Source organism: Streptomyces griseoruber (genome assembly GCF_001514205.1).
GTDB classification, from domain to species: Bacteria; Actinomycetota; Actinomycetes; order Streptomycetales; family Streptomycetaceae; genus Streptomyces; species Streptomyces griseoruber.
Window position 1 is genome coordinate 964,044 of record NZ_KQ948763.1, and the last position, 19,678, is coordinate 983,721.

At 70.6% G+C, this 19,678-nt stretch carries 16 protein-coding genes and 1 pseudogene; 10 read left to right on the forward strand and 7 right to left on the reverse strand.

Features of this window, described 5'->3' with window-relative positions; genetic code table 11:
* Window positions 1-11 precede the first annotated feature (11 nt).
* Complete coding sequence (locus AQJ64_RS04130; RefSeq protein WP_055631467.1) at window positions 12-1,004, reverse strand: cyclase family protein; 993 nt, start codon at window positions 1,002-1,004, stop codon at window positions 12-14.
* Window positions 1,001-1,153 carry a hypothetical protein gene (locus AQJ64_RS47710; protein WP_397807676.1) on the reverse strand — a complete coding sequence of 51 codons (153 nt, stop codon included), beginning with the start codon at window positions 1,151-1,153 and terminating at the stop codon, window positions 1,001-1,003. The genes AQJ64_RS04130 and AQJ64_RS47710 overlap by 4 nt, the downstream gene beginning before the upstream one ends.
* A gap of 131 nt (window positions 1,154-1,284) precedes the next feature.
* Here AQJ64_RS47710 and AQJ64_RS04135 point away from each other — a divergent pair, with 131 nt between their 5' ends.
* Window positions 1,285-2,199, forward strand: a complete 915-nt coding sequence (locus tag AQJ64_RS04135) for a LysR family transcriptional regulator (protein WP_055631545.1) — start codon at window positions 1,285-1,287, stop codon at window positions 2,197-2,199.
* 178 nt (window positions 2,200-2,377) lie between these two features.
* Window positions 2,378-3,610 (forward strand): MFS transporter, encoded by a 1,233-nt coding sequence (locus tag AQJ64_RS04140; protein ID WP_055631468.1) that lies wholly within the window; start codon window positions 2,378-2,380, stop codon window positions 3,608-3,610.
* A gap of 1,193 nt (window positions 3,611-4,803) precedes the next feature.
* Here the strand turns inward: AQJ64_RS04140 and AQJ64_RS04145 are convergent.
* Window positions 4,804-5,556, reverse strand: coding sequence for a zinc-binding dehydrogenase (locus AQJ64_RS04145; RefSeq protein WP_055631469.1), 753 nt, complete (start codon window positions 5,554-5,556; stop codon window positions 4,804-4,806).
* 39 nt (window positions 5,557-5,595) lie between these two features.
* Window positions 5,596-6,237 (reverse strand): GTP cyclohydrolase II, encoded by a 642-nt coding sequence (locus AQJ64_RS04150; protein WP_055631470.1) that lies wholly within the window; start codon window positions 6,235-6,237, stop codon window positions 5,596-5,598.
* Between the two features lie 92 nt (window positions 6,238-6,329).
* Between AQJ64_RS04150 and AQJ64_RS04155 the strand changes: the two genes are divergently transcribed.
* A complete protein-coding gene (locus AQJ64_RS04155) occupies window positions 6,330-6,866 on the forward strand; it encodes a MarR family winged helix-turn-helix transcriptional regulator (RefSeq protein ID WP_079061439.1) in 537 nt (178 codons plus the stop codon).
* Window positions 6,867-7,671: 805 nt separating this feature from the next.
* Window positions 7,672-8,118 (forward strand): carbon-nitrogen hydrolase family protein, encoded by a 447-nt coding sequence (locus AQJ64_RS49995; protein WP_206189593.1) that lies wholly within the window; start codon window positions 7,672-7,674, stop codon window positions 8,116-8,118.
* Between the two features lie 65 nt (window positions 8,119-8,183).
* Here AQJ64_RS49995 and AQJ64_RS04165 read toward each other — a convergent pair whose 3' ends face one another.
* Together AQJ64_RS04165 and AQJ64_RS04170 are read right to left on the reverse strand one after the other, a co-directional pair.
* Window positions 8,184-8,702: a hypothetical protein gene (locus AQJ64_RS04165; RefSeq protein ID WP_055631472.1), complete on the reverse strand. Its 519-nt coding sequence runs from the start codon at window positions 8,700-8,702 to the stop codon at window positions 8,184-8,186.
* Between the two features lie 109 nt (window positions 8,703-8,811).
* Entirely contained in the window at window positions 8,812-10,764 is a 1,953-nt protein-coding gene (locus AQJ64_RS04170) for an APC family permease (protein WP_055631473.1), read from the reverse strand.
* Window positions 10,765-11,363: 599 nt separating this feature from the next.
* On the opposite strand from AQJ64_RS04170, the gene AQJ64_RS04175 reads away from it, so the two are divergent.
* Window positions 11,364-12,770 (forward strand): hypothetical protein, encoded by a 1,407-nt coding sequence (locus AQJ64_RS04175; RefSeq protein ID WP_157880795.1) that lies wholly within the window; start codon window positions 11,364-11,366, stop codon window positions 12,768-12,770.
* 23 nt (window positions 12,771-12,793) lie between these two features.
* Here the strand turns inward: AQJ64_RS04175 and AQJ64_RS04180 are convergent, their stop codons facing one another.
* Window positions 12,794-14,371: a Na+/H+ antiporter gene (locus AQJ64_RS04180; RefSeq protein WP_055631475.1), complete on the reverse strand. Its 1,578-nt coding sequence runs from the start codon at window positions 14,369-14,371 to the stop codon at window positions 12,794-12,796.
* 157 nt (window positions 14,372-14,528) lie between these two features.
* Here AQJ64_RS04180 and AQJ64_RS45295 point away from each other — a divergent pair.
* From AQJ64_RS45295 to AQJ64_RS04205, 5 genes and pseudogenes are all read left to right on the forward strand, one after another.
* A pseudogene (locus AQJ64_RS45295) lies at window positions 14,529-14,748 on the forward strand (amino acid permease); the annotation flags it as partial.
* 244 nt (window positions 14,749-14,992) lie between these two features.
* On the forward strand, window positions 14,993-15,082 hold the full coding sequence (gene kdpF / locus AQJ64_RS04190; protein WP_037770757.1) for a K(+)-transporting ATPase subunit F: 90 nt from the start codon (window positions 14,993-14,995) through the stop codon (window positions 15,080-15,082).
* Between the two features lie 7 nt (window positions 15,083-15,089).
* Window positions 15,090-16,754: a potassium-transporting ATPase subunit KdpA gene (kdpA, locus tag AQJ64_RS04195; RefSeq protein ID WP_055631477.1), complete on the forward strand. Its 1,665-nt coding sequence runs from the start codon at window positions 15,090-15,092 to the stop codon at window positions 16,752-16,754.
* On the forward strand, window positions 16,751-18,883 hold the full coding sequence (gene kdpB, locus AQJ64_RS04200; protein ID WP_206189594.1) for a potassium-transporting ATPase subunit KdpB: 2,133 nt from the start codon (window positions 16,751-16,753) through the stop codon (window positions 18,881-18,883). The genes kdpA and kdpB overlap by 4 nt, the downstream gene beginning before the upstream one ends.
* A 6-nt stretch (window positions 18,884-18,889) precedes the next feature.
* Window positions 18,890-19,558: a potassium-transporting ATPase subunit C gene (locus AQJ64_RS04205; RefSeq protein WP_055631478.1), complete on the forward strand. Its 669-nt coding sequence runs from the start codon at window positions 18,890-18,892 to the stop codon at window positions 19,556-19,558.
* Window positions 19,559-19,678: the final 120 nt, after the last annotated feature.

Sequence of the window (19,678 nt, forward strand, 5' to 3'; positions counted from 1 at the left end):
TGTCCCGTGGGTTACTTGACAGCTATGGGATTGACGGGTGAGCCGACGGCTCCGGTGATGGGCAGGGGAGCGGCGGTGAGCCAGAACTCGTACACGCGGTCCTCGGCGCAGTCCTCGGCGAGGGCGTCGAGGTCCCACATCTCACCGATCAGCAGACCCATGTGGGGGATGACGACCTGATGCAGCGGCTGGAAGGCGTTCTCGAACTCGTTCGGCCGGACCTCGAAGCCCCAGGTGTCGGTGGCGATCGCGGCGATCTCGGTGCGGTGCAGCCAGCCGGCGGTGGTGAAGGACAGGCCGGGTGCCGGTCCGCCCGCGTAGTCGCCCCAGCCGTCGCGCCGGGCGCGGGTGAGGTGACCGGTGCGGACGAGGATGATGTCGCCGCGGCCGACGGTCACCCCGTGCGCCTCGGCGGTCGCGGCCAGGTGCTCCTCGGTGATCGCGAACCCGTCCGGCAACTCTCCCCCACTCTCGGCTGCGCTCGAGCGGGAGGTGTCCCCACGGTCACCGATCACCCGTCCGACGTCCAGCAGGACGCCGCGCCCGGCGACGTACGGCGCCATGTGCTCGATGCCGGTGACGAGGTCGCCGTCGGAGGTGACGACCTTCTCGGCCGCCCGCCCGTTCCATGCCCTGCCGTGGTCGAAGATGTGCCCGAGCCCGTCCCACTGGGTGGAGCACTGCAACGGCATCGCGATCACGTCGTCGGCGCCGCCGATGCCGTGCGGGAAGCCCTGGTTGCCGAGGGCCGCGTCGGTGCCGGTGTCGAGCATGGTGTGCACCGGGTTGGTGCGCCGCCGCCAGCCCTTCTGCGGGCCGTTCATGTCGAAACGCTGGGAGAGGGAGAAGCTGGTGCCTCGGCGGACCAGTGCGGCGCCCTCACGGCGCTTGCTCTCGTCGAGGAAGTTGAGGGTGCCGAGCACGTCGTCCTCGCCCCAGCGGCCCCAGTTGGAGTAGGCCTCGGCGGCCTCGGCGATCGCGCCCTCGGGGTCGTGCCGGTTCACGCCGCCTCCTGTTCACCGAGGGCGGTGCGCAGGTCGAGAGCGCGGCCGTCCGGCGTGACCAGAGCGGGAAACGGGACCCCGTCAGGGCCGGAGAGGGTGCCGAGAGCGTAGGGGCCGGCGAAAGGCACGGACGTGGCTGCGGGTTTCACGAACATGTCCTCCTGATGGCGATGGGACTAATCTGGCCGCACTCGCCCGATCTGAGAAATTGATTCTGTGGATCTGATCATCCGTACCGCTGATGGCGACGGATCGCCGTCCTCGCATGCTGGAGCGCGCCGTGAACCTGGCAAGCCTTGATCTCAACCTGGTCGTCGCCCTGCGCGCCCTGTTGGAGGAGCGCAACGTGACCCGGGCCGGTCGCCGCATCGGGCTGAGCCAGCCCGCGATGAGCGCCGCCCTGGCCAAGCTGCGCCGCCAGTTCGACGACGACCTGCTCGCCCGCGTCGGCGGCCACTACGAGCTGACAGCCCTGGGCGAGGTCCTCCTCGACCGCACCACGGCGGCCTGCGGCCTGCTGGAACGCCTCTTCACCAGCCAGGCCGACTTCGATCCGGCCGTGGAGTCGCGAGAATTCACTCTCGCCGCCACCGACTACTCGGTGACGGTCTTCGGAGCCGAACTCGCCCGGGCCTTCGACCGTGACGCCCCCGGCATCCGCGTGCGCTTCACGCAGATCCCCGCCGGCATCGTCGAGGAGCCGGGCGCGTTGCTGAGCACCGTGGACGGCATGATCCTGCCGCACGGCATCATCAGCGGTTTCCCCACCACCGAGCTGTTCCAGGACCACTGGGTGTTCCTCGTCGCCGAGGACAACCACGAGGTGGGCGATGACCTCACCCGTGACGACGTGGCACGGCTGCCGTGGGTGACGTACCTGCGCGCCTACGACTCCCCGGCGGTCCGCCAACTCGGCATGCTCGGCATCGAACCACGGGTGGGCGTCTCCGTCGACAGCTTCACGGCGCTGCCCTTCCTGGTCGCCGGCACCCGCCGCATCGCCCTCATCCCCGCACTCCTCGCCGAACGCCTCCGCGGTAGCGCACCGGTACGGATCATGAAACCGCCCTACCACTCCGTACCGCTGCAGGAGGCGCTGTGGTGGCACCCCGTCCACACCCGCGACGCCGCGCACATCTGGCTGCGGGAGACGGCGGCGCGCGTGGCGTCGGCCGGCCATCCGCTGAGCGGATGAGGGGATCCGGCAGTTCGATGGCGCGAAGGGTAGGCGACGGCGGCGGGCTGGCTCATAGTCGGGGCAGTTCCTGACGCGCTGTCCTGGGCGCGATCCCTCGAATGCGTCGGCGCCCCACCGCGTGGCACAGCCACGGCACGGGACGGCGCCCACCCTGCCACCACATGTGGAGTTCGGCATGTCCAGACCCGTTTCCCTGCCCTCGCCCACCGACAGCACTCACCCGAGCACCGAGAACGCGGGCCCGCTGCGCGCCATGCTGCTGATGGCCGGCAGCTGTCTGCCCGTGCTGGGGGCCGTCCTGATCGCGCCGGTCCTGCCGAAGATGCAGGAGCACTTCGCTGCCGTACCCGGCGCGAAGACCCTTGTCCCCGTCGTCCTGACCATCCCGGCGCTCGCGCTCGCACTGCTGGCCCCCTTCGCGGGCGTCATCGTGGACCGCCTCGGCCGGATACGACTCCTGGTGTGGGCGACGCTGCTGTACGCGCTGCTCGGTACGGCTCCGCTGTGGCTGGACTCGCTGGAAGCCATCGTGATCAGCCGGGCGCTGGTCGGCGTCACCGAGGCGGCCATCATGACCTGCTGCACCACGTTGATCGGCGACCACTACAGCGGCCGGGTGCGCGACCGGTATCTGGCCCTGCAGACCATGTGCGCTTCCGTCTCCGCCACCGCGTTCTTCGTCATCGGAGGCGCCGCCGGCTCGGCGGGCTGGCGCGCGCCCTTCTGGATCTACGCCGTCGGCCTGCTGCTGGCCCCCGCCATGGCCGCCGTCCTGTCCAAGCCCCGGCCGGAGAACGCGGCGGCGCCCGAAGAGCCGGCGGCCGAGAAGAAGCAGTTCCCCGTGCGACGGCTGGCGGGCATCTGCACGCTCACGGTGTTCGGTGCGATGGTCTTCTACACCGTGCCCGTCGAGATGTCCTACCTGCTCGACGGCCTGGGCGTGAAGTCCACCGGCATCATCGGCCTGGCCACCGCGATCGCCAGTCTCGCCACGGTGGCGGGCTCCGTCGTCTTCGCCAAACGGGCAGGCAACCCCGCCGGCAGGCTGCCCCTGGTCTTCGCCCTGTGCGCGGCCGGATTCGTGGTGATCGCCCTGGCGAGCAGCCCCGTGGTGGTGATCGCCGGTGCGGTGCTCAACTGCCTGGGCACCGGCATGCTGCTGCCCTCACTGCTGACCATCGCCATGTCCCGGCTGGACTACGCGGACCGCGGCCGCGGCACCGGACTGTGGACGGCCGCCTTCTTCGCGGGCGAGTTCATCTGCCCGCTCGTCCTGCTCGCTCTGGAATCGGCCACCGGGGGCCTGGCCAGGGCCGTCGGCATCCTCGGCCTCGCCTCGGCCCTGACGGCCGGCGGACTGCTGCTCGGCAGCCGCCGACCGGCGGCACAGCTCGGCGAAGCGGTGTAGCGCGACGCGGGAGGGCGTGCGTTGTCCTGCTTCCTCGCTCGCGGGGAGAGCCGTTGTCACAGACGTCCGCGCGGTTCGGCTGTGGCGGGGCCCGCCGCCACAGAGCCGAACGAGCCGCTGGGCAGCTCCGCGCAGGGAGCACCGCAGGCGGGCGTGTCCGGGGCGAACAGCCCGCCCTGCACGAGTGGTCCCGCGTCGACGGAGTCGCACCCGGTACGGTCCTCAGCACCTGTCGGCTTGCTCTGTCCGGCGGTGTGCCCCACCCACGTGCACGCGCCGCGCCGAGGTGGTCCTGCTCTGCCAGAAGGCGCCAGATCGTTTCCCCTCCCTGCGCCATCGTCACGACGTTTCGCCCGCCGCCTCGCCCGTGATCGGATCGGTTGTGAGCAGTTCCCGGGTCCAGCGACTCCAGAAAGGCCTCGCGACAGGCTCGGCGCAAGGCGGTCGTGTCGGCGAGTTCTGCGGTCGCTGAACCACGTTGCCCCGATGGTCCACCGAGCGCGGCAGCCGTCCCATCCTGCCGCTGGTCCGTAGCCGCCAGCTGCGGGCAGTGCTCACGCGTCGCGGGCCGCCTCGGTGCCGACCGCCCTCGCCCACTCCGCGGCCGCCGCGCGCCGGGCGGCGACGCCGGTCCGCGAAGGGCGCGCACGGGGGCTTGTTGATCCACACCAAGCCCAGCCGCCGCGCCGGGAAGTCGACTCCCTGCCCCATGCGCGCGTGGCGAGGCAGAAGCCGCCCAGCCGATGGAACTCGCTCGCTGCTCGCGCATCGTCCAGCGTCGACGCCACCGCCAACCGACGGAGAAGCCCCTCCACAGCGAGCCGCTCTCACAACCGCTCCGAAACCGCCTCCGCGGTCGCCGTGGGGACGTCGTCGCACCAGCGCACGGTGCTCGAGGTCCCCGTGCCGTTTCACGGACGGCCTCACGAGCGTAGGCCCTGGTCGATCCACTGGGCACTCACTGTGTTGAGCCGCCGGTACATGCTCGGCGTTATGACGCCCCGGCCGACACGGTTCCGAACCTGTGGATCCGCAGCAGACGGCGTACGACGTCCAGGTCGGAACCGGGCCGGTGAGGCGGATCTCCGCGCAGCGGCAAGGTCGCGAGTGCGAACAGCACCGAAGTGGCCTACGGCGGCGCCACAAGACCGTGCGAGGCCCGGGCGGTCTTCCCGGGCCGCCCTCGGCCCCCGTCAGGGCATCAGGACGATCTTGCCCCGGGTGTGACGCTGTTCCAGCTCTGCGAAGGCGCCGGCGACGCGGTCGAGCGGGTACGTGGCGGCGCTCGGGATCTCGACGGCACCCGAGGCGACCAGGTCGACCAGCTCCACCAGGATCTCGCGTGCGGTCGCGTTGTGGCGGCCGTCGGTCCTGGCGCCGGTCTCCGCGGCACGTTGCATGGCGACGGTCGTCTGGATGCGTTCCGGCGGTATGCGAAGGCCGACGGCGAGGTCGAGGTACTCCGGCCCGTAGAGGTCGATGACCGCGTCGATTCCGTCCGCTCCCGCCGCCTCTTCGAGCCGTTCGCGCAGGCCGTCTCCGTAGGGCACCGGGACGACGCCGTGCATCTCCAGCCACTCGGCGTTGGCCGACGAGGCGATGCCGAGCACGCGCACGCCCCGGCCGGTGAGCATCTGCGCGAGGAACGAGCCGACCCCGCCCGCGGCGGCGGACACGGCGACCGTCTCCCCGGGCCGGGGGGCGACGGCACGGGCAGACGCGTGGGCCGTGGCACCGGCCATGTGCGGGGCGCCGGCCACATCCCGGCCAACCAGAGGGGGCTTGGCCACCAACTGGACCGCCGGGACGGCCACATGGGTCGCCTGGGCGGCCGGCCCCGGCGTCCAGCCCAGCACCTCGTCGCCGACGGCCGGTCCGTCCACTCCGTCACCGACAGCCGTGACGACGCCGGCGAGGTCGCTGCCCTGACCGGAGGGGAACTCCACCGGGAACAGATCCCGAGGACGACGTCGAGGTTCCGGGCGTCAGCCGACCAGAACCGGCGCCGGGCCGAGGGTGATGGTGTGGTGGGTGTGCTGGATCTTGGCGTGGAGGTAGCGCAGGTTGCTGGGGGTGGTGTGGACGCCGGTGGGGACGGTGCGGGTGACGGTGATGCCGAGGTTCCGCAACTGCCGTTCCTTGTCGGGGTTGTTGGTGAGGAGGTCGAGGTCGGTGGTGCCGAGGGCGGTGAGCATCTGGGCGGCGGCGGTGTAGTCGCGGGCGTCCTCGGGCAGGCCGAGGGCGGTGTTGGCCTGGTAGGTGTCCAGGCCGGCGTCCTGCAGGGCGTAGGCGTCGAGCTTGTTGTAGAGGCCGATGCCGCGGCCTTCCTGGCGGAGGTAGAGCAGGACGCCGCCGGTTGCGGCGATGCGCTCGACGGCCTCGCGCAGCTGGGGTCCGCAGTCGCAGCGGGCGGAGCCGAAGACGTCGCCGGTGAGGCATTCGGAGTGCAGACGCACCAGCGGGGCGGCAGCGGTGGCCGGATCGCCCAGGACCAGGGCGACGTGCTCGGCACCGTCGGCCAGGCCGTTGAAGGTGACCACCTCCGCGGTCACCTGGTAGCCGTCGGCGAAGCTCAGCGGGATACGGACCCGGGTGCGGACGGTGGCGGCGGCGGTGCTGGTGGTCATGGCATCTCCCGTGGCGTAGATTGATTCAAATTTGAACGCTAGATGGACGATAGACTGCGAGTTCCAATTTGAATAACCGAGAGAGGTGTGACGTGGGTCATACGCGTTGGCTGAACGATGAGGAGAAGCGTGCCTGGACGGCCTTCACCACCGCGCACGCGCTGCTGTACCGGCGTCTTGAGCAGCGACTCAAGCGCGATTTCGGCTTGTCCGGCCTGCAGTACGAGATCATGGCCCGGCTCAGCGGGGCGCCGGACCGGGAGATGCGGATGGCCGAGCTGGCCGGCGCGCTGGTCAACTCCAAGAGCGGGCTGACGTATCAGATCGGGCAGATGGAGAAGTCCGGGCTGGTGCGCCGGCGATCCTGTCCCAGTGACGACCGGGCGGTCTTCGCCGTACTCACCGACGAGGGAATGGCGCTGCTGGAGCGTGCGGCGCCCGGTCATGTGGAGACGGTGCGGGAGCTGCTCTTCGACGTGCTCACGCCCGGTCAGGTGCGGGCGCTCGCCGACGGCCTCGGCGAAGCGGCCCGCCGGATGGCGGAAGGGCCGGGCGCAACTCGTGCCGCGGACGACGGATCCGGATGCTCGGGCGTCGGCGCCGAGGCCACCGCCGACCTCGGCGCCTGAGACGGCGCCTGTGCTGTCGCTGAACGCCGGCCGGGGTGCCGTGCCAGTCCGTGCCGCCCCCTCGACGCTGCGCTGGGCACCGGTGCCCGCTCGGCGCAGCGGAGGCACGGACGTCGCCCGGGCCGTACGGGCCCTGTCGGTAGCGGGCGGGGTGTCCGCGCGGTCGTAGCCACGGGCTCACACCCGGTGGACGGCTGCGAGCGTGAACGTGGAGGGCCCGCGACGGGACGGTTCCCAGGCTGTGGAGGATGTGCCCGGCCCATGGATGCGGAACAGCTGGACCCGACCGGCGCGAATGGCGCCCTCGCGTCGCAGGGGAACGGGAGTGGGGATGTGCGGCAGGCCGCGAGACGGAAGCCGGCACGGTTCCGTCGGCGGTCGGGCGACCCGCGTGACCTGCCGGTGCGCGGCCTTGCGGAGGGTGGGCGATCCGTCGACGTGGTGAGGATCCGGTCGGGGGTGCCTGACACCGAGACCGGCTGTCAGGCGGAGCAGCGCGAGGGCTTCCACTCGCTGTTCTGGCTCCGATCCGGCACCGGTACGCAGTTCATCGACGGGAAGCCGGTGAGAGTGGGCTCTCCGACGCTGACACTGGTCGGCCGAGGGCAGGTGTACCGGTCCGAGGACATGGGCGACATCGACGGCGCGATCATCGGCTTCGGCGACGACCTGCTGCACGAGGGGTCCGCGGTCGCCTCCCGGCACTGGAACTGGGACGGGGCATCGGTCGACCGTGCCGCCGTCATCCCGGACGTGATGATGGGCGCGGTCCAGGTGCTGCGTCTCATCAGTCGTCCCCACACCCTTGGGGCGCCTCGGTGCGCTGCTCTGCGGCGAGAACACCACCCCACTCGCGCGCTACACGCTGATGGCCGAAGCCGAGCAGGTGCACATCTCGACCTATCCGCCGCTGTGGCCAACCCGCGATCCCGGCTCGGCAGGCAAGGACTACGACCTGGGTGTCTTCGGCGAGCAGTCGGCGAGGACGCTCGGCAGCCTGGGCGAGGAGGCAGCACGGGTTGCCGAGGAGAGCACGAGGGGAGTGTCGCCGGTCCTTGATCCCTTCGGGGACGTGATCAGTGACGTCATGCGCGAAGAGGGCCTGCTGTACTGTGCGTTCGACCCGGACGACATGTGTCGAACCCATGGCCGAGCAGGCGTCCGGCCATGGGAGGGAAGCCGTACTGGCGGGCGTGGAAACGGCCGACGTGGTCGGCGAAGAGCAGTTGGGCGTCGTTCGGCACGCTCTTGAGGGTGTCAATTTCAGTTGAGATGACAATTATTTGTGTCATCTCAGTCGGAGTCCGGAGTCCGGAGTCAGGAGAGGCCGGATGCCCTCAGGACCGCTCGGGTGGTCTCGTCGTCGATCCGGTGGCCGAGCCGTTCCAGGACGTCCGCGCCGTGGCGGAGCGTGCCGAGTTCGACGGAGCGGCGTACGCCGGTGTCGAGCTCGTGCCAGATCAGGGGGTTGGCGGTGAGGACGCGCGGGTCGAGTTCCAGGCGCCCGCCGCGGTTGTCGCGCAGGATCAGGTGCGAGGAGACGCCGTCGTACTGCCGTATGGCCACCAGCGCGTCCGTACGCACGATGTGCCGCCGCCAAGGGGTGCGTACCGTCAGCCAGCCGGGGCCCGCGGTCACCCGGGGCGGGAGGAGGACGGAGAGGACGGCGGCGGACAAGGCCAGCCACAGCAGGGCTCGGAGGAGCGTAAGGCTGCCCGCGTCCCAGTCCACGAGCAGCGAAAAGGCGCAGAACACCAGGGCGCAGGTCGCCGCCAGCCGGGCGCTGCCGCGCCAGTGGCGGTCGCCGGCCGGGGCCCACGGGTCCATCTGCGTCATGTCGCTGACGCTAGGCGGCTGTGTGGGGTCGGGGGCCTGTCGCTGACGGGGTCCTGACGCCGTACGGGTGAATATTGACGGGACTCTGACGCGGTCGCCGGTCGGAGCCTCAGCCGGTGTGCACGCGTGGGCGGCGGGCGCGGTCCGGTTCGGCCTCGCGCAGGACCTCGCGGGTGACCGGGGCGACCTCGCCCTGGCCGAAGAGGAAGAAGCGCAGGAAGTTGGCGAAGGGGCCGCCCTCGGTCCACTCGAAGTAGATGTGCGGGGTGCAGCCCGTCTCGTCGCGGACGTGGAGGAGTAGTGCGGCGAGGGCGTTGGGGATGGAGGAGGATTCCAGGGTCAGGACGCGGTAGCGGCTGTGCAGGACCTCGCCGCGGACGGTCAGGCCCGCCTCGAACTCGGAGGGGTCGGTGACCGTCACCTCGACGAAGACGAAGTCCTCCTGTTCCGGCATGTCGTTGTCGGCCCGGATCTGCTCGATCTTGTCGCGGTACTCGGCCTGGTCGCGCTGGTCCGGCTCGTTGGCGATGAACCGGATGCGGCGGTGGGACATGTCCCGGACGAATCGTTCCGCCATGTCGTCCAGCGTGACGCTGGTGACGCGCAGCTCGAAGGCGCGGGCCAGCCGGGAGAGGAGGGAGACGAGGATGATGCCGGCGATGAAGCAGGCACCGATCTTCACGCCGTCGGGACGCTCGATGACGTTCGCGACGGTGACGTAGAGGAACACCGCCGCGATGACCGCGAAGCCGATCGTCCAGTTGCGCTGTCCGGCCTTGCGGGCCGCGATGGTCACGGCGATCGCGGCCGAGCTGATCAGCACCAGCACGCCGGTGGCGTACGCGCCGCCCTGTGCGTCCACGTCCGCGTCGAAGACCCACGTGACGAGGAAACCGATGAGCGTGAAGACGATCACCATCGGGCGGACGGCCCGCGCCCAGTGCGGGGCCATGCCGTAGCGCGGCAGGTAGCGGGGCATCAGGTTCAGCAGGCCGGCCATCGCGGAGGCGCCGGCGAACCAGAGGATCGCGATGGTCGAGATGTCGTAGACCGTGCCGAAGGCGCTGCCCAGGTACTCGTGGGCCAGATAGGCGAGGGCGCGGCCGTTGGCCTGGCCGCCGGACTCGAACTCCTTCTCCGGGATCAGCCACGTGGTGATGAAGCTGGTCGCGATCAGGAAGACGCTCATGATCAGGGCGGCGGCCGTGAGCAGTTTCTTGGTGTCCCGGATCCGGCCCCTGGGGGTCTCCTCCGTGTCGCCCGGGTCGCCCTTGACGTGCGGCATGACGGCGACGCCGGTCTCGAAGCCGGACAGGCCCAGGGCCAGCTTGGGGAAGACCAGCAGGGACACACCGATCATCGCGAAGACATTGCCGTGCTCGGCGGTCAGGGCGTCGGCCCAGTCGGTGACCACATGGCCCGCGGTGAACACATGCCACAGGCCGACCATCACGACCACGACGTTCAGGCCCAGGTACACCACCACCAGGGCGACCGCGACGCCGATGGCCTCCAGGAAGCCCTTGAGGAACACCGCGCCGAGCAGGGCGACGAGCGTCAGGGTGATGATCATCTGCTGGTTGTGCAGGGCACTGGTCAGATGGGGGTTCTCGACCAGGTGGGTGGAGGCGTCGGCGGCCGACAGGGTGATGGTGATCAGGAAGTCGGTGGCGGCGAAGCCCAGCAGGGTCAGGACGAACAGCTTGCCCTGCCAGAAGGACAGCAGCCGTTCCAGCATCGCGATCGAGCCCTCGCCGTGGGGGCTCTCGTCGGCCACCCGCCGGTAGACCGGCAGCGCGCCGGCCAGGGTGACGATCACCAGCACGATGGTCGCGATGGGTGACAGCAGACCGGCCGCGAGCGCGGCGATGCCGGGCTGGTAACCGAGGGTGGAGAAGTAGTCGACACCGGTCAGGCACATCACCCGGTACCAGCGCTGGCCCTTGTGCTCCGGTTCGGACTCGGTCTGCCTGGCCTGCTGAGCGTGGCCCTTGCCCATGTCGGACAGGCCCTCCAGCATCCAGGCACGCAGGCGCCCCTGTGGGCGTTCGGTGGTGGCCATCGGCGTGCTCCCGGTGCATGGCTCCGTTGGGGGACAGGCCATCACGCGGACGGCGGCACCAGCGTAAGCAGAGAGTGACGCCCAGGCCCATGGGAGCGTGCGCCGAACGCGTCAAGATGCCGTTAAGGCCGGCCGGGCGCGGGGCGTGAGCCGGACTCGGCGGGTCGGGGCTCAGGGGGTGGGGGCTGTGCCCTGACGCGCCTCGCGGATGCAGGTGCCGAGGATGTCGATCGCGGTGTCGACGTCCTCGTCGCTGTGGTCCGCCACCAAGGTCCCGTGACCGATGCGCCGTAGCCCCCGACAAGGTCCCGTCAAGGAATCCCGGCAGGCCGTCAGAGGAGCGTCAACGTGGGCCGCCGGTGGCCCGATCCGGTCCCAGACTGAGCGGCGACGGGGGCGGTCGCCCTCGTGGCATGACGTGGGAGGCAACCGTGACCGTCACGGCGGGCTCGGTACACGGAGCCGGGACCGGCGGCGGCGTGAAGCCGCCGGGCCACGCGAGCGCTCCGCCCGGAGGCCGTCCCGGGCCGCGACGCGGAAAGCGGTCGCGAACGGGTGCTCCGGGGACGGGGCGACGCGTCCGTCAGCGGGCTGTGGCCGTGCAGGCCGCTCTGCGCCGCCGTTACCGGGCGACCGTGCCCACGCGGCTGCGCCTTCTCCGCGCGGCCACGGTCCTGCTCACCGGCGCCCTCGCCGTGCTGCTGCTGGTGGCCGGGCTCACCACGCTGGGCACCTGGGGCGGTGTCGCCGACCGCGACGCGCCCCGCACCACCAGCGCGGCCGATCTCGACCTGGCCCTGAACGACATGGACGCCCAGGCCGCCAACATCCTGCTGGCCAACGGGGACGCGGGACAGGGGCGCCTGAAGACGCCGTACGAGAAGGCGGTCGGCTTCTACGGCGACGCCCGGCGCCGCATCGGGCACGATCTGCGCACCCTTGCCGTCGCCGCGCAGGGCAGCCGGGCCGACGAGAAGACGGTGGAGACCCTGACCGACGACTTCGCCGAGTACCAGGAACTGATCGGCCGGGCACTGGCGAACGACGACCACCACGGCGGGAGACCTGCCGCCCTCACCGACTACCGCCGTGCGACGGGCCTGCTGCGGACCCGGCTCCTGCCCGCCGCACGCACCTTGGTGTCCTCCAACGACGCGGCCTTCGACGCCGCGTACTCCTCGGCCCGTCACACCCTGGCCACCCGGCTCGACGCCGTCCTCGCCCTCGGCGCACTGCTGCTGGCCGTCCTCGGCGTTCTGCAGTGGTACCTGGCCCGTCGCTTCCGGCGGATCCTCAACCCCGGAGTGCTGGCCGCCACCTTCTGCACGCTGTTCGCGGTGGTCCTCGGGGCCCAGCTGCTGTCCACCTCGGCCGAGCAGCTGCGGGTGGCCCGCCGCGACGCCTTCGACTCCGTCGTCGCCCTGTCCCGCGCCCGTGCCGTCGCCTACGACGCCAACGCCGACGAGAGCCGCTATCTGCTCGACCCGCAGCGCCGCGGGCAGTACGCGGACGCGTTCCTCGCCAAGTCCCAGCAGCTGTACGGCCTGAAGGGCGCGACGCTCGCCACGTACGACGCGCGACTCGCCGCCACCTGGCAGACCTACGAGGGCGACCACCAAGACCTGCGCTTCACCGGCGAGTTCCGGCGCGAGCTGGACAACATCACCTTTCCCGGCGAGCGCGCCGCTGCGGAGAAGACGGTGGAGACGTACGCCGTCTACCAGCGCGACGACCGGAAGATCCGTGCACTGCTGGCGGCGGGGAAGGAGCGGGAGGCGGTGGAGTTCTGCATGGGCTGGCAACCCGGCACGTCCAACACCCACTTCGGGGCGTGGATGGCCGCCCTGGACAGGGTGGAGGGCATCAACCGCGCCCACTTCACGTCGTCGGTCGAGGACGGCCGCTCCGCGCTGGGAGACCTGCTTCCGTGGGCGGCGGGACTGCTGTGCGTGGCGATGGTCCTGACGGCACTGGGACTTCGGCCCCGCCTGGCCGAGTTCCGCTGAAGTCCCCAAGTACCCCCGCAACCCTACACATCCGCCAGCCGCGCCTCCTCCAGATCCAGCCCCCGCTGAAGCCGCCGCCGCGTCGTGTCACTGATGGCGTGGCCGTCGTAGAGATGCTGGAGTTCGGCGGTCTCCACGGCGATCAGGTCGCGCCGGAGCTGGCGGTAGACGCGGTCGGCGGACTCGGTCGCCGCGCCGTCGGAGCCGTTGTGCCCGGCGAGGCGGTCGCGGGCGTCGTCCAGGCGTGCGGTCAGGCCGCGGCGGAGGCGGTCCAGGACGACCTCGGGGACGACCTCCAGCTCGGCGAGTTCCTCCAGGCGGACGAGGCCGGCGTGGGCGAGGCGGGAGCGGGCCTCGGCCTCCTCGCGCGCGGTGTGCGCGGGCTCCAGTGCCATGCCGGAGCGGCGGACGACGGACGCGAGGGTGAAGCCCTGGACGACGAGGGTGACGACCACGACGGAGGTGGTCAGCACCAGGACCAGAGGCCGGCCGGCGAGCGGGGTGCCGTCCTTCATGACCTCGGGCACGGACAGGGCGGCGGCCAGCGGCATCACCCCGCGGGTGCCGGCCCAGGTCAGCACCATCGGCACCCGCCAGTTCACCCGCGCGAGGCCGCCTTTGCGCTGCACGACCGCCGACAGCGGCGCGAGCCACAGCATGCGTACGGCGATCAGCGTGGCGGCGACGGCGAGGGCGTACAGCGGCCAGGCCCGGTCGCCGTCGCCCAATGCCCGCACCTGAGCGGGGAGGGCCAGCCCGATGAGGCTGAAGACGACGCTCTCCAGCAGGAACACCACCGTGCCGTAGACGGCGTGCAACTGGAGGCGGACACGGGCGTTGGTGAGCTTCTCGCCCCGCCCGCCGAGGACGACGCCGGCCACCACACAGGACGTCACCCCGGAGGTGTGCGAGACCTCCGCCAGCAGATAGGCGGCATACGGCGTGACCAGGGCGATCACCGTCTCCAGGACCGGATCCTCGGTGCGCCGCCGGATCAGCGCGACCACCCCGGCCACCGCGGCCCCGATCACCGTGCCGCCGCCCGCGAGCACCAGGAACCCGCCCCCCGCCGCACCCCAGTCCGCGGCGGCGGAGGCCACGGCGATACCCGCCGCCACCCGCACCAGCACCAGCGAGGTCGCGTCGTTGAAGAGGCTCTCCGCCTGCACCAGGACCTGCACCCGGGGCGGCAGGGCCAGCCGTCGGCCCAGCGCGGTGACCGCCACCGGGTCGGTGCTGGCCAGCACCGCGCCCAGCACGAAGGCCATCTGCCACGACAGGGGTGTCACCAGCGCGGCCACCGCGCCGACGGCGGCGGCAGAGGCGAGCACCAGCCCGATGGCGAGGATCCCGACCGGCTGCCACACCGCCCGCAGTTCCCGCCAGGGCATGTCCTCCGCGCTCGCGTACAGCAGCGGCGGCAGCACGACGAGGCCGATGATCTCGGGGCCGATCTCGATCCGTGGCGTGCCCGGCAGCAGGGCCACCGCCAGACCGGCGACGACCAGCAGGGAGGGTGCGGGGATGCGCCACCGGCGCGCGAAGGTGGCGACCACCGTGGCGAGGACCACGAGTGCGAGAACCGTACCGACGCCGCGCATGCCGTCCCCCTGGGGCCCTGAACGGAGCCACCGTGGCTTCCGGCCGACCAGACTTCCCGGCACACCGGTCCCCACCCTATCCGGTCCGGCTCACGTCAAAACAGTGTCAAGGTCCCCGGGGCGGGCGGCAAGGAACCGCTACTGACGTTGTGGTCCGGTTGTCTGCGAGCGGCGCAGTCCGGGCCGCCCGGTCGCCGCGTACGTCCGACGTGGCTGTCGCCGAGCCGGGCACTCGGGTCACCGTGCTGATCCCGGCGACCGAGCCGGAGCGGCTGTGGCAGCGGCTGCCGCAGCACCAGCGGGGCGCGGTCGTCGCGCACGCCGTGCGGCGGGAGACGGACGCGGTGATCTGTCGGCTCCGGTTCCGGCTGCTGTGAGCCGGGCCACCGAGCCGTCCCGCCAGCGGGGACCAGGGCGTAAGAGTCCCGTCAAAGCCCAGGGGATCGCCGTAAGAGAGCCGTCAACGGACGGTCCGATCCGGCCAGGGACACGCTTTCCTCTAATCGTCCGTTTCCACCGAACCTCACTCCAGGAGTTCGCGATGGCCGATCTGGCCTTCGTTCTCGCCACGATCGCGGGTTTCGCGCTGGTGGCTCTCGTCGCCAGGGGGGTGACGAAGCTGTGACCGTCGAAAACGTCGTCGGCCTGGTCGTGGCCGTCGCCCTGCTGGGCTATCTCGTCCTCGCCCTGATCTTCCCGGAGAGGTTCTGAGATCGTCATGGGTCCCGAACTCGCCGGCGTCCTCCAGCTGCTGGCCCTGACAGGCGCGCTGGCGCTCGCCTACATCCCCCTCGGCACCTACATGGCCAAGGTCTACTCCTCCGACCGGCACTGGCGCGCGGAGAAGTGGATCTACAAGGGCATCGGTGCCCACCCCGACACCGAGATGACCTGGCCCGCGTACCTGCGCGGTGTCCTCGCCTTCTCAGCCGTCTCGGTCTTCTTCCTCTACCTGCTCCAGCGCCTGCAGGGCGTCCTGCCCGGCTCGCTCGGCTTCGACTCGGTCGACCCGGCGCAGTCGTTCAACACGGCCGTGTCCTTCGTGACCAACACCAACTGGCAGTCGTACTACGGCGAGCAGACCATGGGCCACGTCGTGCAGACGGCCGGCCTCGCGGTGCAGAACTTCGTCTCCGCGGCCGTCGGTATCGCCGTCGCGGTGGCCCTCGTACGAGGATTCGCACGCTCCCGGACCGGTGAACTCGGCAACTTCTGGTCGGACATGGTGCGCGGTGTGACCCGCATCCTGCTGCCCGGCGCCTTCGTCGCGGCGATCGTCCTGGTCGCCTGTGGCGCGATCCAGAACTTCTCCGGCATCCACGAGGTCGGTCAGTTCATGGGCGGTTCGCAGCAGTGGAACGGTGGCGCGGTCGCCTCGCAGGAGGCCATCAAGGAGCTGGGGACCAACGGCGGCGGCTACTTCAACGCCAACTCCGCGCACCCCTTCGAGAACCCGACCCCGTTCACCAACCTCTTCGAGATCTTCCTGCTGCTGGTGATCCCGTTCTCCCTGACCCGCACGTTCGGGGTGATGGTCGGCTCGGTGAAGCAGGGGTACGCGATCCTGGCCACGATGGCGACCATCTGGGTCGGCTTCGTCGCCCTGATGATGTGGACCGAGTTCGCCCACCACGGCCCGGCGCTCCAGCTCGCGGGCGGGGCGATGGAGGGCAAGGAGGTCCGTTTCGGCGTCGGTTCGTCGTCGATCTTCGCGGTGTCGACCACGCTCACCTCGACCGGCGCGGTCGACTCCTTCCACTCCTCCTTCACCGGCCTCGGCGGCGGCATCACCATCCTGGGCATGCAGCTGGGCGAGATCGCCCCCGGTGGTACCGGCTCCGGCCTCTACGGCATGCTGATCATGGCGGTCATCGCGGTGTTCATCGCCGGTCTGATGGTCGGCCGCACGCCCGAGTACCTGGGCAAGAAGATCGGCGCCCGGGAGATGAAGCTCGCCGCCTGCTACATCCTGATCACCCCTGCGCTGGTGCTGGTCTTCACGGCGGCCTCCATGGCCCTGCCGACCCCGCCGAACTCGATGCTGAACTCCGGCGCGCACGGGTTCTCCGAGGTGCTGTACGCCTTCACCTCCGCCGCGAACAACAACGGTTCGGCCTTCGCCGGTCTGAACGCGAACACCGACTGGTACAACACCATGCTCGGACTCGCGATGCTGCTCGGCCGCTTCCTGCCCATGATCTTCGTGCTGGCGTTGGCCGGCTCGCTCGCCGAGCAGAAGCCGGTCCCCGCCACCGCAGGCACCCTGCGCACCGAGAAACCGCTGTTCACCGGACTGCTGGTGGGCGCGATCCTGATCATCACGGGACTGACCTACTTCCCGGCCCTGGCGCTGGGTCCGCTTGCCGAGGGGCTGGCGTCATGACCACCCGTACAGAGAAGTCGGAGGACTCGATGTCCACAGCCACTCCGACCCGGGCGCCGCACAGCGACGTGCCCACCGGGCACAAGTCCCCCGAGGGCCGTGTCGGCGTCGGCCTCTTCGACCCCAAGCAGCTGCTCACGTCACTGCCGGACGCGCTGCGCAAGCTCGATCCACGGGTGATGGTCAAGTCGCCCGTGATGTTCGTGGTGTGGATCGGGTCCGTCCTGACCACCGTCTTCTCCTTCAAGGACCCGGGCGACTGGTTCGGCTGGGCGATCAGCGTCTGGCTGTGGCTGACGGTCGTCTTCGCCAACCTGGCGGAGGCGGTCGCCGAGGGTCGCGGCAAGGCGCAGGCCGACACCCTGCGCAAGGCCAAGACCGACTCCGTGGCGCGCAGGCTCGTCGGGGGCTCCGAAGAACGTGTCCCGGGTACGGAGCTGAGCATCGGCGACCTGGTCGTCTGCGAGGCCGGCGACATCATCCCCGGCGACGGAGACGTCGTCGAGGGCGTCGCCTCCGTCGACGAGTCGGCGATCACCGGTGAGTCCGCTCCGGTCATCCGCGAGTCGGGCGGCGACCGCAGCGCGGTCACCGGCGGTACGAAGGTGCTCTCCGACCGCATCGTCGTCAAGATCACGACGAGGCCGGGGGAGACCTTCATCGACCGCATGATCGCCCTGGTCGAGGGCGCGGCGCGGCAGAAGACGCCGAACGAGATCGCGCTGAACATCCTGCTCGCCTCGCTGACGATCGTGTTCCTGTTGGCGGTGGCGACCCTGCCGCCGTTCGCGGACCACGCCGGCACGCACCTCACGATGGTCGTGCTGGTGGCGCTGCTGGTCTGCCTCATCCCGACCACCATCGGTGCCCTGCTCTCCGCGATCGGCATCGCGGGCATGGACCGGCTGGTGCAGAGGAACGTGCTGGCCATGTCCGGCCGGGCGGTCGAGGCCGCCGGAGACGTCTCGACCCTGCTGCTCGACAAGACCGGCACCATCACGCTCGGCAACCGCCAGGCGTCCGAGTTCGTGCCGGTGAGCGGGACGACCGAGGCCGAGCTGGCCGACGCGGCCCAGCTGTCGTCGCTGGCCGACGAGACCCCCGAGGGCCGCTCCATCGTCGTACTGGCGAAGGAGAAGTACGGCCTGCGTGAGCGCCACCAGGGCGAGTTGGCCGCTGCCGAGTGGATCGCCTTCACCGCCCAGACCCGGATGTCGGGCGTGGACGTGGACGGGCGCAAGATCCGCAAGGGTGCGGCCGGATCGGTCGTGACCTGGGTCCGTGAGCAGGGTGGTGAAGTCGCCGCGGACGCCCAGCAGCTGACGGACCGTATCTCGGAGGCCGGCGGCACCCCGCTGCTGGTCGCGGTCGAGGACGCCGAAGGGGCCCGGATCCTGGGTGTCATCCACCTCAAGGACGTCGTCAAGGCCGGCATGCGGGAGCGGTTCGAGGAACTGCGCCGGATGGGCATCAGGACCGTCATGATCACGGGCGACAACCCGCTGACGGCGAAGGCCATCGCCGAGGAGGCCGGTGTCGACGACTTCCTGGCGGAGGCCACCCCCGAGGACAAGATGGCCCTCATCAAACGGGAGCAGGCGGGCGGCAAACTCGTCGCGATGACCGGTGACGGCACCAACGACGCCCCGGCGCTCGCACAGGCCGACGTCGGTGTCGCGATGAACACGGGCACGTCGGCCGCGAAGGAGGCCGGCAACATGGTCGACCTCGACTCCAACCCGACGAAGCTGATCGAGATCGTGGAGATCGGCAAGCAACTGCTGATCACGCGCGGTGCGCTGACCACGTTCTCCATCGCCAACGACGTCGCGAAGTACTTCGCGATCATCCCGGCGCTGTTCGCGGCCGTCTACCCGGGCCTGGACAAGCTCAACATCATGGACCTGTCCTCGCCGGACTCCGCGATCCTGTCCGCCGTCGTCTTCAACGCGCTGATCATCGTCGCGCTGGTCCCGCTGTCCCTGAAGGGCGTGCAGTACCGGCCGGTCAGCGCGGACAAGATGCTCCGCCGCAACCTGACCGTCTACGGCCTCGGCGGGCTGATCGCGCCGTTCGTCGGCATCAAACTCATCGACCTGCTCATCTCTCTGATCCCCGGGATCGGGTGAAGGACCATGAACACATCGGTATCCAACACCGTCCGGCTGCTCGGCGCGGCCCTGCGCGCCCTGCTCGTGCTCACCCTGGTGACAGGCGTCGTCTACCCGCTGGCCGTCACCGGCGTCGCGCAGGCACTGTTCCACGACAGGGCGAACGGCTCCGAGATCACGTCGGACGGCAAGGTCGTCGGCTCCTCGCTCATCGGCCAGTCGTACGACCTGCCGCTGAAGAAGGGCCAGGAGACCCCGGACGCGGACCTGAAGTGGTTCCAGGGCCGTCCGGCGAACGGTCTCGGCGCCAACAGCATCAACACGCGGTACAAGCTGCTGCTGTCGGGTGCCACCAACCTGTCCGCCGACAACAAGGACCTGATCCAGCAGGTCGAGGACGCCAAGGCCGCGGTCGTCAAGGACAACTCCGTGTCCGGCTACACCGTCAAGCCGTCGGACGTCCCCGCGGACGCGGTCACCTCCTCCGGCTCCGGCCTGGACCCGGACATCTCCCCGGCCTACGCCGACCTCCAGGTACACCGGGTCGCCGCGGAGAACGGCCTGTCCGTCGCCCAGGTGCAGAAGCTGGTCGACGAGCACACCGACGGCCGTACTCTCGGCTTCATCGGAGAGCCCCGGGTGAACGTCCTGGAACTCAACATCGCGCTCAGGGACCTCGTAGCGAAGACGTGACGGCCTTACGCGACCCCATGGGGGGCGGCGGTCCGCAAGACAGCCCGGACCCGCCGGCTCCCGTCGCCATGCAGCCGGCCGTCCCGCTTCCGGCGGGCGCGGCCGGCGGACGACAGGAGA